The organism is Nannocystis sp. RBIL2, from assembly GCF_026626745.1.
Lineage (GTDB): Bacteria > Myxococcota_A > Polyangia > Nannocystales > Nannocystaceae > Nannocystis.
In genome coordinates, this window is record NZ_JAPNJW010000002.1 from 2,801,034 (window position 1) to 2,815,416 (window position 14,383).

General features: G+C 69.2%; 9 protein-coding genes. 4 read left to right on the forward strand and 5 right to left on the reverse strand.

Going from position 1 to position 14,383, the window contains the following annotated elements:
• Positions 1-90: 90 nt before the first annotated feature.
• On the reverse strand, positions 91-243 hold the full coding sequence (locus tag OV090_RS36285; RefSeq protein ID WP_267709296.1) for a hypothetical protein: 153 nt from the start codon (positions 241-243) through the stop codon (positions 91-93).
• Between the two features lie 522 nt (positions 244-765).
• Between OV090_RS36285 and OV090_RS36290 the strand changes: the two genes are divergently transcribed.
• Together OV090_RS36290 and OV090_RS36295 are read left to right on the forward strand one after the other, a co-directional pair.
• Positions 766-1,047 (forward strand): hypothetical protein, encoded by a 282-nt coding sequence (locus OV090_RS36290; RefSeq protein WP_267709297.1) that lies wholly within the window; start codon positions 766-768, stop codon positions 1,045-1,047.
• Between the two features lie 118 nt (positions 1,048-1,165).
• On the forward strand, positions 1,166-2,368 hold the full coding sequence (locus OV090_RS36295; RefSeq protein ID WP_267709298.1) for a beta-eliminating lyase-related protein: 1,203 nt from the start codon (positions 1,166-1,168) through the stop codon (positions 2,366-2,368).
• A gap of 162 nt (positions 2,369-2,530) precedes the next feature.
• Here OV090_RS36295 and OV090_RS36300 read toward each other — a convergent pair whose 3' ends face one another.
• From OV090_RS36300 to OV090_RS36310, 3 genes are all read right to left on the reverse strand, one after another.
• Positions 2,531-3,670, reverse strand: coding sequence for an efflux RND transporter periplasmic adaptor subunit (locus tag OV090_RS36300; protein WP_267709299.1), 1,140 nt, complete (start codon positions 3,668-3,670; stop codon positions 2,531-2,533).
• Entirely contained in the window at positions 3,667-6,849 is a 3,183-nt protein-coding gene (locus tag OV090_RS36305) for an efflux RND transporter permease subunit (protein ID WP_267709300.1), read from the reverse strand. Before OV090_RS36305 ends, OV090_RS36300 begins: the two co-directional genes overlap by 4 nt.
• A 104-nt stretch (positions 6,850-6,953) precedes the next feature.
• The gene (locus tag OV090_RS36310) at positions 6,954-7,565 is read right to left on the reverse strand and encodes a TetR/AcrR family transcriptional regulator (RefSeq protein ID WP_267709301.1); all 612 of its coding nucleotides are present in this window, start codon (positions 7,563-7,565) and stop codon (positions 6,954-6,956) included.
• Positions 7,566-7,888: 323 nt separating this feature from the next.
• Here OV090_RS36310 and OV090_RS36315 point away from each other — a divergent pair, with 323 nt between their 5' ends.
• The gene (locus OV090_RS36315) at positions 7,889-9,712 is read left to right on the forward strand and encodes a glycoside hydrolase family 44 protein (protein ID WP_267709302.1); all 1,824 of its coding nucleotides are present in this window, start codon (positions 7,889-7,891) and stop codon (positions 9,710-9,712) included.
• Positions 9,713-9,813: 101 nt separating this feature from the next.
• On the opposite strand, the gene OV090_RS36320 is transcribed toward OV090_RS36315, so the two are convergent.
• The gene (locus OV090_RS36320) at positions 9,814-10,851 is read right to left on the reverse strand and encodes a TlpA disulfide reductase family protein (protein ID WP_267709303.1); all 1,038 of its coding nucleotides are present in this window, start codon (positions 10,849-10,851) and stop codon (positions 9,814-9,816) included.
• Positions 10,852-11,354: 503 nt separating this feature from the next.
• Between OV090_RS36320 and OV090_RS36325 the strand changes: the two genes are divergently transcribed.
• A complete protein-coding gene (locus OV090_RS36325) occupies positions 11,355-14,345 on the forward strand; it encodes an NACHT domain-containing protein (RefSeq protein WP_267709304.1) in 2,991 nt (996 codons plus the stop codon).
• Positions 14,346-14,383: the final 38 nt, after the last annotated feature.

The following is a 14,383-nucleotide window of genomic DNA, read 5'->3' on the forward strand; positions in this document are numbered from 1 at the left end:
CCCGGGCTCGCGGCGCGATCGCAGGTGCGGCGTCAGCGGCGGGTCGGCGTCGCGCGAGCATCACGACGGCCCGCGCGACCGGTCCGCCGATCACGACGGCAGATCGTCGCCGCGCGAGGCGGGCCGCGGGGCGCCGCGCGACGGATCGTCGGCCTCGATCTTCTGCAGCGCCGCCGCCACCGCGTCGCGCAGACCGGCCGCAGCGGCGGGCCGCAGGCGCACCGTCACCGAACCGACGCTCACGTGCAGCATCCCACAGCTGCACTGCTGCACTGTGCATTGTTCGTTTTGCGCGACTGTTCGGGTGCGGTGCTCCATAGCTACGTATCCTGCCACAGGCGGCCGCTCCCTGCACGCGCTTCCAGTTCGCTGCACCGCGAAAACTCTCCCGCCGACGCCCCGGTCTCACTTGACGTCGATGTTGACCGGTCCTTTGGGACCTGTCCTCGACGCCAGCTTAAGACCGCCACCGACCGCCTCACGACCCTGAGATCGCGGCGCGCCCACCGACCCCCGGCGCGCCCGCGTCCACGGCCTCCCCGCGCCGTAACTTTCCCTTTCGGGCCACCACCACCGCTATCCGAGTCACGGCGCTGCGGGCCGTGCCTCGCCTCGACGGCCGCGCAAGACTGGCGGCCGCGCGGCCCTCGTCCGTCCGCCTCTGCCGGGCCGTCCTCGGCCCGCCTTCACCCCCCGACTACCCGATCGATCGCGCCGCGTGAACCTCCGCCGCCGGAGCCCGCGCGTCGCCACGGAGACCGCGTCATGTCCAAGATCTTCACAGCCCTCCTCATCGCCCTCTCCCTCACCGCCGCCGTCGCCTGCGACGACCCCGACGACAAGAACATCGAGCGCAGCGACACCGGCGACGAGTCGACCGGCGGCGAGGACGACAGCACCTCGACCGGCAACGACACCGCGGAGGTCCAGACCACCACCGCAGCGACCACCGAGGACGACGAAGAGAAGCCCGGCTGTTTCAACGACAACATCCTCGAGCTCCCGCCCACCGGCGGCCCCAACGGGACGATCGGCGACAACTGCTGATCGCAACATGACTGCATGAACATGTCTAAAAAGACATGTCTTTTCAAACACACGAACCGCCCGTGGCCTACCCCGCGGGCGCTGCCAATTGCCGGCGAGCTCGGCTAGAGTCGTACGCATGACCGACCTCTTGCGACGCGATTGGATGATCTCGCTGGCGGCAGGCATGGGCGGCGCGCTCGCTGGCTGCGCTCCGCGGGCCGCGACGGCGGCCCCGCCCGTGCGTCCCGCGCCACCGCCGGCTCGACCGCCCGGCGGCCTCGACCAGCTCATGGCGGCCTGCCGCGGCGCGCTGGTCACCGGCGCCCGGAACTCCGACGGCGCGGAGCTCGTGCGCATCGGTCAATGGTGCCAGCAGCAACACGCAGTCGCCGATCGCTACGGCGCGGGCGACCTCGTCGAGGCGCTCGAGCAGAAGATCGCCGCTCTGCTCGGCTTCGAGGCGGCGTGCTTCATGCCGACCGGCACGATGGGTCAGCTCTGTCTCCTGCGGCTGTACGCGGATCGCAGCCGCGGTCGCGCGCTCGGCGTGCACCCGTCGTCGCACCACCTGCTCCACGAGAACGCCGCGTTCGAGGTGCTGCACGGGATGCACGAGGTGGTCCTGTCGCCATGGGGCCGAGCGCTGCTCGGCGACGACGTCCGCCACGCGCAGGAGCCGCTGGCCGTGGTGTCGGTCGAACTGCCGGTCCGCTGGACGGGGCAGATGCAGACGTGGGCCGAGCTCGAGGACCTGAAGGCGGCGTGCCGCGAGCGAGGCGTGCCGCTGCACGTCGACGGCGCGCGCCTGTGGGAGGCGGCGCCGGCGTTCGGACGTCCTCTCGCCGAGGTCTGCCGGGGCTGCTCGTCGGTGTACGTCTCGCTGTACAAGACGATCGGCGCGCTGGGAGGCGCGGTCGTGGCCGGCTCGAAGGAGCTGATCGACGGGGCGCGGCTGTGGCGGCACCGGCATGGCGGCAACGTCGCGGCGTATTTTCCCTACGCGGCTTCGGCCGCGATGCGCATCGACGACGTGCTGGCGCGGATCCCCAAGTGGGTGACGCGCGCGCAGCAGCTGGCGGCCCGGCTCGCCAAGGACGCGCGGTTCATCGTGGCGCCGGAGGTCCCGCCCACGAACCTGTTCCGCATCTACGCGCGCATCGACGCGGCGGAGTTCCCGAAGCGGCTGGAGCAGGTCGCCCGCGACCACAAGATCTGGGTGGCGAACGGAGCGGGGCGAGCTCGCGTCCCGGGCTTCCTCGACATCGAGCTGCAGCCCGGCGCGGACGCCGAGACGATCACCGATGACGAGGCGGTCGCGGCGATCCAGGCGTTGCTCTGAGCCGGCGAGGAGCTCCTCGCCGAGAGGAGCGCCGCCCTGACGGGAGCTCTCCTCGACGAGGCCCGCGCGCCCGCTCGACCGGCGGACCGCTCGTTCACGGCATATGCCCGTCAAGACATGTCCGAATCAACATGCCCCATCGGACATGTCCTTGAGATATTATCACCCGACCGTCGGCACCACCTCGACCGCCTGCCCGCTCTCGAGCGTGTCGGGCGGCTGCAGCACCACCTCGTCGCCGGCGGCCACCCCCTCGAGCACCTCGATCTCCTTGCCGAGGTCGCGGCCGAGCTTCACGGGCACCAGAGTCACCGCACCCTCGCTCACCTTCGCCACCAGCGTCCCTTCCTTGCGCACCACCAGCGCGCTCGCCGGGATCATCGGCACCGGGCGGGCGCGGGGCACTTGCAGCCGCGCGTACACGAACGAGCCCGGCAGCACCGACTCGTCGCCGGGGACCTCGATCTCCACGCGCAGCGTACGGTTCCGCGTCTCGAGCACCCCGCTCGTGCGCGTCACCACCCCCTTCACGGTGCGCGACGGGTCGCGCGGCGAGTACAGCTCGGCCGGGTTACCCACCCTGACGTCGGCCGCGTGGCTGTCGGGAACGTCGACCAGCACGCGCAGCTTCGACACGTCGGCCAGCTCGAACAGCGGCGCCCCGCCGGCCGCGGCCGGGCCGACCAGCGCGCCCGAGTCGACCAGGCGGCGCGTCACCACCCCGTCGAACGGCGCCACGATCTGCTGGTAGCCGCGCAGCGCCTGCAGCCGCTTGAGGTCGGCCTTGCGCGTCGCCACCAGCGCGTCAGCCGAGTTGGCCAGCGCCAGCGCGTCGTCGGCCTCCTGCCGCGACGCCGCTCCGCTCCCGGCCAGAGTGCGCGTGCGATCCGACGTCGTCTGGTGGATCCCCACGTTCGCGCGCGCCTCGGCCAGTCGCGCCCGCGCCAGCCGGATCTCCTCGTCCGTCTCCGGCGCCTCGATCTCCGCCAGCACCTGGCCTGCCTTCACCGGGTCGCCGAGCTCCACCAGATAGCGGCGCACGAACCCCGTCGACTTGCTGTAGAGCGTCGACTGCCGGATCGGCGTCGAGCTCGCCGGAAGCGTCAGCTCGTGCGATTCGTCGCCGGCGCGGACCGCCGCCACGCGCACCCGCTTTGCCCCGGTCGCCTGCGCCAGCGTCCGCGCCCGCGCGTCGCGCTGCTCGAGCCGCGGCCCGACGCCGAGCACCACCGCGCCGGCCAGCACCGCCGCGATCATCGCCACCACCGGCCAACCTGACCTTTTAGACTGCATCGTCGTCATGCGCTCTCCCTCGCGTCAAAGTCACCGGGCTCGGCGAGATCGGGGTCGATCGCGGGCGCGCGCCAGCGCTTCGCCAGCACGCTGTAGACCACCGGCACGAAGCCCAGAGTCGCCAGCGTCGCCCCGGCTAGGCCGCCCATCACAGCGCGGCCGAGGGCCGCGTTCTGTTCGCCGCCTTCGCCGAGGCCGAGCGACATCGGCAGCATGCCGATGAACATCGCCGTCGCCGTCATCAACACCGGACGCAGGCGCACGCTGCCGGCAGTCAGCGCCGCCTCGGCCGCCGACAGCCCCTGCGGGCGCAGCTCGTTGGCGAACGACACCACCAGGATCGAGTTGGCGGTGGCCACGCCGATGCTCATCACTGCGCCCATCAGCGACGGGATGCTGAAGGTCGTCCCGGTCGCGAACAGCGTGAACACGATGCCCACCGCCGCGCCCGGCAGCGCCATCAGGATGATGAACGGCAGCTTCCACGACTGGAAGTTGATCACCATCAATGCGTAGACCAGCAGCGCCGCGAACCCGAGCCCCACGCCGAGCCTGGCGAAGCCGACCTGCATGCTCTCCGCCTGGCCGCGCACCGCGATCGTCGCCCCGGGCGGCAGGGCCTCGCGGTGCTTCTGCACGATCGCCTGGATCTGCGCCACCGCCGACCCGAGGTCCGAGTCCTGCACGTCCGCGCGCACGTTGTAGGTCGGCTGCACGTTCATGTGGCTGACGAACACCGGCGTGGTCGCGCGGCGGAAGTCGGCCACGTCGACCAGCAGCTTCTGCTCGTCCCCCGCCGTCGGCAGCGACAGCCCCTGCAGCGCCGCCAGCGAGTCGACGCGGTGCTCGGGCACCTGGATCGCCACCGGGTAGGCGAAGTTCGACTTCGGGTCGGTCCAGAACGTCGGGCTCACCTGCGTCGACGACGACACCATCAGCAGCAGGTTGGCTGCCACGTCGCGCTCGCTGAGGCCGGCCTCGTGCGCGCGCTGGCGGTCGACCTCCACGTGAAGCCGCGGCGCAGCGACGATCTGATGCAGGTGCACGTCGACCACCCCGGGCACCGCGCGCAGCTCGGCCTCGAGCGAGCGAGCCGCCTTCAGGGTCGCGTCGCGCTGCGCCCCCGACACCTGCACGTCGATCGGCGACGGCAGGCCGAAGTTCAGGATCTGCGTCACGATGTCGGCCGGCTGGAAGTAGAACGACAGCTCGGGGAACTCGCGCGGCAGCACCTCGCGCAGCTCGCGGACGATGTCGGCGGTGGCGAGCGTGCGCTCGTGGGCCAGGGTCAGCAGGATCTCGCCGTCGGACGAGCCGACGTTGCTGCTGTCGGTGATCGCCAGCGTGTAGCCGCTCGGCATGCCGATGAAGTCGAGGATGCTCTCGCGCTGGTCGACCGGCACGATCTCGCGGATCCGGTCCTCCACCCGCGAGAACCACCGCTCGGTCTCCTCGATGCGCGTGCCGGGCGGCGCAGTCACGTGCAGGCGCACCTGCCCGGCGTCGACCTGCGGGAAGAAGTCGCGGCCGACGAACGGCGCCAGCGCCACCGTCGCCGCCACCACCGCGGCGAACAGCGTCGCCACCATGCGCGGGCGGCCCAGCGCCCACGCCAGCAGGCCCACGTAGCGCGCGCGCAGACGCTCGAAGCTCGCCTCGAAGCCGTGGTGGATCCGCGCGAACAGCCCGCGCTTCGGCGCGTGGTCCTCGTGCTCCGCCAGCAGGTACTGCGCCAGCGTCGGCACCAGGGTGCGCGACAGCAGGTACGACGCCATCACCGCGAACGCCACCGCCATGCCCATCGGCAGGAAGATGAAGCGGGCCGGGCCCTCGAGGAACACCACCGACACGAACACGATGCTGATGCACAGCGACGCCACGAACGCCGGCACCGCGATCTGTTGCGCCCCGTCGAGGATCGCCCGCGTCAACCGCTTGCCCATCGCCAGGTTGCGGTGGATGTTCTCGATCTCCACCGTCGCGTCGTCGACGAGGATGCCGACCGCCAGCGCCAGGCCGCCGAGCGTCATCACGTTGATCGTCGCCCCCAGGGCGCGCAGGCACAGCAGGGCGATGATCACCGCCAGCGGGATGTTGAGCGCCACCAGCACCGTCGCGCGCACGCTGCCGAGGAACAGCAGGATCATCGCCGCCGTGAGCACCATAGCGATCACGCCCTCGACCAGCAGGCCGTCGATCGCGCGGGTCACGAACGTCGACTGGTCGGACAGCAGCTCGACCTCGAGGCCCTCGGGCGCCGCCGCGCGGATCACCGGCACCAGTGCCTTGACGCGCTCGGCCACCTCGGTCGTCGACGCGTCGCCGGTCTTCATCACGCTGAGGACCACCGAGCGGCGGCCGTCGCGGCGGGCGATGTTGGTCTGGATCGCGTAGCCGTCGTGGACGTGGGCGACGTCGCGGACGAACAGCTGGCGCCCGGCCGCCCCGGTCAGCGGGATCTCGTTGAGCGCCGCGATCGCCTCCGGACTGCTGTTGAGGCTGATGCGGTACTCGCGTTCGGCGATCTTCGCCGCGCCTGTCGGAAGGGTCAGGTTCTGCGCCGCGATCGTCTGGCTGACCTCCGCCGGCGAGACCCCGTGCGCGCGCAGGGCCGCCGGGTCGAGGTCGACGGTGATCTGGCGCTGCTTGCCGCCCGCGGGCAGCGGGAAGCGGGTCCCGCGGACCACGCTCAGCATCGTCCGCACGCGCTGATTGACGTGGTCGTAGATCTCGGCCTCCGACAGCGTGTCGCTCGAGAACGCCAGCTGCAGGATCGGCACGCTCGACGCCGTGTAGCGGAGGATGATCGGCGGCACGATGCCGGGCGGCATGCGGCGTACGATCGTCTGCGAAACGGCAGTCGCCTGCGCCATCGCCGAGGCCACGTCGGCGTCCGGCTGCAGGAACAGCCGGATCACCGACACCCCGTCGAAGCTGTCGCTCTGGATGCTCTGGATGTCCTCGACATTGCCCGCCAGCGACTGCTCGCTGAACAGCGTGACCTGCTGCTCGATCTGCTGCGCTGGCAGACCGGTGTACGTCCACACCACGCTGATCACCGGGATGTCGACGTCCGGCAGCACGTCGGTGGGCGTCTGCCGGACCACCCAGATGCCCGACAGCAGCAGCATCAGGGCCATCACCACGAACGTGTACGGGCGGCGCAGCGCGAGTCGGACGATCCACATGGGCGGTTACCGGGGCGGAGCGGGGTCGAAAGAGAGCGTTGTAGATGACTGTTTAGTCAAGTTCGAGCGCGCAAAAACGCGCAGCAGGGCCGGCTCCGAGCGGCTCACGTGCTGCGCTGCGGCGGCCCGGCCATGCCCAGCGCCAACCAGGCGGTCTGGGGCAGCTGGCGCAGCAATTCGAGGTCGTCGTGGACGCGGGCCTGGGTCAGCGCCCCGGTCACGAACGCGAACAGGCTCTTGGCGGCCGCCACCGGGTCGCCCGGGGGCAGCGCCCCCTCGCCCTGGGCGTCGCGCAGCGCCGTCTCGAGGTAGCGGCGCAGCGCCAGGCTCAGCTCCTGCGCCTTGGCGGCCACCGCGGTCGGCTTCTGCACGCACTCGCTGCCGACCGCGTGGTGGAAGCAGCCGAGGACCCGCCCGTACTGCTCGCGGACCTCGCCCTGGCGTTCGCTGATGTGGGCGAAGTAGCGTTGCAACCGCTGCAGCGGCGGGCGCGAGGCCGAGAAGATCTCGTCGAGCACGGGCCGGCGGGTGCCCCAGTGGGTGTCGAGGGCCGTCACCACCAGGTCGTCCTTGCTGGCGAAGAAGTGGTAGAAGCTGCCCTTGCGCACCTGGGCGCGCTCGCAGATGGCGTCGACGCTGACCGCCCCGTAGCTGGACGTCCAGATCAGGTCGATGGCCGCCTGGACCAGACGGTCGCGCGCGTCGCCTCGGCTCACGGGTTCGGTTCTACTTGACCGATCGTCTCGGCGCAACAGCGCTCTTCACGCGGCATGGCCCGCCCGCTGCATAACCGGGACGTCCGCGCTCGCGAACCCTGCGCTCGGCGAAGGTCCCGCTGCGTCGCCGAACATCCTCGCGAGCGAACTGGACGTCATTCCGTTCGCAGCGAGGCGTCCTCGCTTGCGAAACTCGCGAGCGCGCGTCGCAGTGTCCCGCTCGCTGCATCGCCTGGACTCTTTCGCGCGAACTCGCGGTCGCGCTCGCTGACATGTCCTTCAGGACAGCATCACCCTCCTCGCGCTCGGCTACCCTGGCGGCCATGCAACTTCGTTTAACAAAGATTGCCGCCCCGTTCGCGCTCCTCTTCACCGCTTGCCCCGACGGCGGCGAGACCACCACCGCCTCGACGCAGGCCACCGGAGACCCGACCGAGGGCACCGGCGCCGGCCCTGGCGGCGACCCGACCGGAGCGGGCCCGACGGGCAGCGAGACCGACGGCCCGACCGGCGCCGGCCCTGGCGGCGACCCGACCACCGTCGATCCGACCGACGGCCCGACCACCAGCGATCCGACCACCGACGGGCCCGACCCCGGCCCGCTCGTCGAGCCCGGCGACCCCGGCAGCGGCGACGTCACTTTTACGATCCGCGCCGACACCGATCGTCACCCGATCTCGCCGTGGATCTACGGGACCAATCAATACGACGACCTCGCCACCACCAACCGCGGCCTCGGCCTCGTGCGGCAGGGCGGCAATCGCATGACCGCGTACAACTGGGAGAACAACGCCAGCAACGCCGGGGCCGATTATCAGCACCAGAACGACGACTACCTCGCCTCGCAGCTCGGCGTCGATGGCAATATCCCGGGCGAGGTCGTGCGGGCGGCCACCGCCGAGGCCCTCGACGCCGGCGCCGACATGCTGGTGACCGTCCCGATCTGCGGCTACGTCGCGGCCGACAAGGACGGCGGCGGCGACGTCGACCAGACCCCCAACTACCTCGAGACGCGCTTCCACCCGACCGTCGCCCGCAAGGACGGCCCGTTCGACAGCGAGCCCGATCCGAACGACGACGCAGTCTACCAGGACGAATTCGTCGCCTGGCTGCAATCCAGGTTCCCCGACGCCTTCTACCCCGAGCGCGCCCGCGTCCTGTTCTCGCTCGACAACGAGCCCGACCTCTGGTCGCACACGCACGAGCGGATCCATCCCGACCCGGTCGGCTACGCCGAGCTCGTCGAGAAGAACGCCGAGTTCGCCGCCGCGATCAAGGACGTCGCCGCCAACGCGATCATCGCCGGCTTCGTCTCCTACGGCTACGGCGGCTACACCACCCTGCAGGACGCGCCCGACGCCCAGGGCGAGTTCCTCACCTATTATTTGCAGGCGATGGCCGAGGCCGAGGCCGAGGCCGGCAAGCGCCTGGTCGACGTCCTCGATCTACACTGGTACACCGAGGTCTACGCCAACGGCCAGCGGATCACCGGCGACGACAACTCGCCGGAGTCGGTCGCGGCCCGCGTGCAGGCCCCGCGCTCGCTGTGGGACGACAGCTTCCAGGAGGACAGCTGGATCGCCACCGACGTCCTCCAGGGCCCCGTGCGCCTGATCCCGTGGCTCAACGAGCGCATCGACGAGCACTACCCCGGCACCGGCCTCGGCTTCACCGAGTACAACTACGGCGGCGGCGGCCACATCTCCGGCGCGATCGCCCAGGCCGACGTCCTCGGCATCTTCGGCCGCGAGGGCGTGACCATGGCCGCCTACTGGGCCCTGACCGATCAGACTTCCATGATCTGGGCCGCCTTCCGCGCCTTTACCAGCTACGACGGCCAGGGCAGCAAGTTCGGCGACACCTCGATCCACGCAGTGACCTCCGACGTCGCCGCCACCAGCGTCTACGCCAGCACCGACGCCGCCGACCCCGCGCGCACGGTGATCGTCGCCATCAACAAGACCGCCGGCCCGCTGACCGCCGCAGTCACCCTCGCCGCCTACGCCGACTACCAGAGCGTCGCAGTGTGGCAACTGACCGGCCCCCAGCCCGAGCTGACCTCCGGGCCAGCCGTGTCGCCGACCGCCACCAACGCGTTCCTCTACGAGATGCCGGCCTACAGCGTCAGCGTGCTCGTCCCGCAGTGAGCGCTCGGCCGAATCGCGTTCCTCACGGAGCGCGACGCCGTCGGCGGGAGGAGCAACGGACCGCTGCGGCAGGTGTTGGCGGCGTCCTGGTGCGGCGCTTTTCAGTCGCCCGCGGCAGCGAGCGCCGCGGCGACGTCCTGGTCCTGGGGACCGAGCACGCGCACCAGTCGTCCCGCGGCGTCGAGCACCGCGACCGCGGGGATCTCCCGCACGCCGAAGGCACGAAAGACCGCACCCGAGGCATCGAGCGCGAGCGGGAGCCGGGTCCCGGTGGTCTTCCTGTACTCGTTCAATTCGTCCTCCGTCGTCCACAGATTGCTGGAGACCCCCAGCCAATGAACATCGCCCTTCGCCGCGAGAGCCTCGACCTGCTCACGCACGCGACGACAGGCGGTGGCGGTGGCGGGCCGGCTCTCGGCGAGATACGACTCGCACCACGGGGCGAAGAACACCAGGGCGCTCGGCTTGCCCACGCCGCCCAGGGACACTGTCTCGCCGCCGGTCGTGAGTGAGAGATCGCGGACGAGGTCCCCGGGCGCGAGCGGGCGCGCGTCCGGACTCGTCGCGGCGACGATCGCGGCGGGGGCCTGGCCGTCGTCGGCGAGCGCCGCGCGCAGCGCCTCGTCCAGGCGCGCGTCGGCGAGGTGACCGACGTGGGCGATGCGTCCATCGCGGCCGATCAGCACGTGCTGCGGCGTCACGCGCAGGTTGAACGCCTCGGCGAGCCTGCCGTCGTCGATGACGATCGGCATCTTCAAGCCGAGCTCCTGACGAAAGGCGCGCACGGCCGCCTCGTCGTCGGTGAAGCCGGTGTTGACCGCGATGACCTCGATGCGGTCCGCCATCTTCGCGTGGATCTCCGCGAAGCCCGGCATCTGCGCGCGACAGGGCACGCACCAGGTCGCCCAGAACTTGAGGTAGACCGGCTTCTTCCCGACGAGCCGCGCCAGGTCGATCGCCTGGCCGTCGATCGTCGTGAGGGTGATCGCCGGCGCGGGTCGGCCGATCAGCCCGGCGCCCGCGGCCACCGCCCGCTGCTCGCCGTCGTCGTCCTGCGTCGCCTCGACTGCCGGCCGCACCTCGAGAGCGTCGCCAGGGCCGGGGTCCTGGGCCCGACAGGCGCCCAGGGTGGAGAGCACTGCGAGGCCGAGTGCGCGGATTCGCGCTGCCGGTGTTCGTGAAATCATCCGTGCGTTCATCGTCGTTTCCCTCGCTGCTCAGGACAAGCGGGCGCGCGCCCGTGTGACATGGGGCGGCGATGATTCCACGAGTCGTGGCTGGTCAAGGCGCGGAAGGCGGCCCAGATCATGGCGGTCGTATCGGGGGGGGGCCGAACTCACCGAGTCACCTCGTCGCCGCCCGCGTCATCTCCAGTTCGCACTCGTTGACGCGGCCCCGGCATCCGAGGCACGAGTAGACTCCGTGTTCGGGCTGCTCGGCAAGGAGTGTCGAGGCGCAGCGTGGCAGATAGTATCTGTGCGACGCTCAAGTTCCACCGAGCATGGTCGCCGCGGGTCGCCGTTCCCGGCAACCGGTTCTGTCTCATCGCGCACGTTGCGCCCCTCGGCCTCTGAGGCCCGTCGCGCACCTGTGGCCGCTTCGACTATCGTAGCCTGCCCACCACCTCGACTCTGGCTCACGGATGTCTCGCACGAACGAAAGAGATGGCAAACAACTCGAGACCCTGCGAATCCGCGAAGTACTCGCCGACGCGGTGCTCGGCCGTCAGGACATCCCATCGATCCTGCAGATCACGCTCGCCTGCCATTATACCGAGCTCGAGGCGGAGGTCGAAGCCGAGGGCGACTATGTCGCCAGGAAGTGGTCGGTCCGCGATCGCGTGCCCGGGAACCAACTCCGCGTCGAGCCATCCCTGACCGCTGCAATCGAGCGCAGCCGGGAGCGCTTCATCCTGCTCGAGGGAGATCCGGGGTCCGGAAAAACCGTCTCGCTCCGCAAGGTCGAGAAGAACTTCGCCACGCAGATCCGGCAGGACCCGCACTGTCCGCTCCCGCTGCCGCTGTATGTGAACCTCAAATACATCTCACCCGGAGACGGACAGGCGCTCGACAAATTGCGGACATGCATCCTGCGAGCGCTGCACTCTGACCCGGCAGTGGCTTCGGCTCGCTTCAGCGACGGGTGCAGACACGGCGGCTGGCTGCTCTTGCTCGACAGCTTTGACGAAATTCCGGACGTGCTCAGCGCCATCGAGGCCGACTCCGCCGTGCAGAGCTATGTCTCGGCGATCCAGGACTTCTGCACCGACATCAACCTCGTCGCTGCCACGAACTGCCGCGTCCTTGTAGCCTCCAGGAGTTACCGCGGCCCGCGCGTAGTAAACTGGAGCCGGTTTCACTTGCGCCCGCTCACCGAGGACCGCCGACGCGTGTTCCTCGCCAATTGTGGGCTCGACACCGAGCAGGTCCGGCGCCTCTCCGAAGACCTGGTCACCGCCCCTCCGGGCTGGGCACATAATCCACTGACCTTGAGCATGCTGTGCGAGTTGAGCAAGGCCGGTGAGCCTTTTCCACCCAACGTCTACACACTGTTCGATAAATATCTAAATCTGCGTTTCAATCGCGATGCGGGTCGCGTTCGCGAGATCTACGGAGGCGGGGTCGACGAGCTGCGACGCTCTGCCGAGGAGATAGCCTTCGTCATGTGGGCCGAGCCCAGCCTCGGTCAAGTCCCCTCCAATCGTGCCGTGTCGGCGGCGCTGCTGAAGTTCGATCGTCCTGCCGTGAACGTTGACAGGGTCCTTGAAACGATCCAGCAGCTCGAGCTCGCCCTGAGCGAGGATCAAGCCGATGGCGCTCACACCCACTTTCGTCACCGTCGCCTCCAGGAATACTTCGCCACTCGCGTAGTCGTACGCGAGCCCGAACTGTTGTCTCCGGACCTGCTGTTGTTCGATGGTCGCTGGCGCGAGGCCTGCGTCGTCTTGCTGCAGCACAGTCCCGTCGAACGACTGACGGGTGTACTCGCTGCCGCCGAGCGCTTCGTGCTCGCTTGTCACGCGGAGATGGGGTTAGCGGCCGAAGATTTCGCCGTCGCATCCCCCATCGAGGAGGCGAGAGAGCGGACGACCGGGTTCTTGAAGTCGGCCCCACCTCCGCGACCCCTTGTGTGGCCCAAAAATCTCTACCACGTGATGGACCTGCTGCAGTGCGGCTACGCTTGCCGCCGGGACCTGCCTCAAACGCTGCAGCAAAGCGCGACGTCTCTGCTCGTCCAGGCATACCGCGCCGGCATCCGCATGGACAAGGTGTACGTCCTCGAGCTGGCTGGGGTGCTCCCTCCCGGACACCTGGAAGGCCTCGCCCTCACCGCCCTCGACGGCGACAGTGAGCTGCTCCACGACGTCGCGTTCAAACAGCTCCCCCGGGTGAGCAGGCCGTCGATCGAGGTTCTCAACCGAATCGAGCGCCTGCTGTATCGCATGACCGTCAACGGGCGGATCGCCCAGGACCGGCTGGCTACCGAGGCCCGGCTCCGCAGAATGGATCATCCTGCGCTCGTGACTCTGTTCGCCTCGGCGGCATCGTTCTACGAGGTCGAGAACATCCTACGCGTCATCCTGGCAGCCGGCTTTTTTATTGGGCTCTCGCTCGTCGTCGCCACATCGTCGCTTTCGCCCGGCGAATCGGTCGCCGTCCTGGTAACCGGGCTGCTCGTGTCTGCGCTCGTCCTGTGGATCGTGCAGAAGTACAGAGGGCAGGCGATATTGTTCCTCGTGACGCTGATCGGCTCGCTGCCGCTGACAATCGCCGTCCTTGAATCCGTCGGAAAGGGCACGGCAGACGTCATTCTCGTTACATGCATCTATACGGAGGTCTGCATTTTTAGCATCCGGGCCACCTTGCAGCTGGGTTTGCCCATACCTCGATTTTTGTGGCCGTTCACACCGGTCCTCCTCATCATATTTTCCACGGCAGCCCTGGTCCTCAATCCGAAGGTCTTGATGTGGCTCCTTGCCCTGGCGGGCGTCGGTGTCGGCGTAAAATACCTGTCCGCTCAGCAAGTGATGCCCGATTGGCTCGATGACTTGTTCGGCATCCCATTCCTGCTGCTGCTGCTCCTCCTGGGCGGGATGGCGGGAGTAGCCGCGCTCCGCGAATCTGGGCTCGCCGTCCGCGATTTGCTGACCCGGCGTTCCATGGACCGGCACGGCCCCCACGAGCTCACCATCGCAAATCTCCAGGACCACCTCGCGCGATTTAGAACTTCTCGCGGGCGCATCGGAATGTTGCGTTCCGTCATGAACGAGAGAGAGGGGGGATTCACCCTCCTGGCCTTCGATCGCGCGATGTACGGAGAGTTGGAAGCGTTCGTCAGCGCTCTGGAGGTGCATGCGCATCACGCTCGCAGGACGAGCAGCGGCTTTCTCTCCTCGCGCCTGCACTTCTCTCCGGATTACGTCGATTCATGTACATCCGCGCAGCAGAAGTGGTGCCTGAAGCACTGTTCGACAGTCGACACCATCGCCGACCTCAGCGTCATCCTCGACCTCCTGACCCAGCTCCTCGCCCACGTGGCGAAGTCGATGGCCAGCGAAAAAAGCGGTTCTGGCGCAGCCTTGGAGCGCATCGACGGAAGTGACGGCGCTCCTCTCGCAGTCAGCAGCACGTAGCGAGCGTCCGGCCGGGCGAACCAGCCTTCCAAGCCGGG

Coding starts and splice junctions, on each gene's coding strand:
- OV090_RS36290 (WP_267709297.1), top strand. CDS start 766: ATGTCCAAGATCTTCACAGCCCTCCTCATCGCCCTCTCCCTCACCGCC.
- OV090_RS36295 (WP_267709298.1), top strand. CDS start 1,166: ATGACCGACCTCTTGCGACGCGATTGGATGATCTCGCTGGCGGCAGGC.
- OV090_RS36300 (WP_267709299.1), bottom strand. CDS start 3,670: ATGACGACGATGCAGTCTAAAAGGTCAGGTTGGCCGGTGGTGGCGATG.
- OV090_RS36305 (WP_267709300.1), bottom strand. CDS start 6,849: ATGTGGATCGTCCGACTCGCGCTGCGCCGCCCGTACACGTTCGTGGTG.
- OV090_RS36315 (WP_267709302.1), top strand. CDS start 7,889: ATGCAACTTCGTTTAACAAAGATTGCCGCCCCGTTCGCGCTCCTCTTC.
- OV090_RS36325 (WP_267709304.1), top strand. CDS start 11,355: ATGTCTCGCACGAACGAAAGAGATGGCAAACAACTCGAGACCCTGCGA.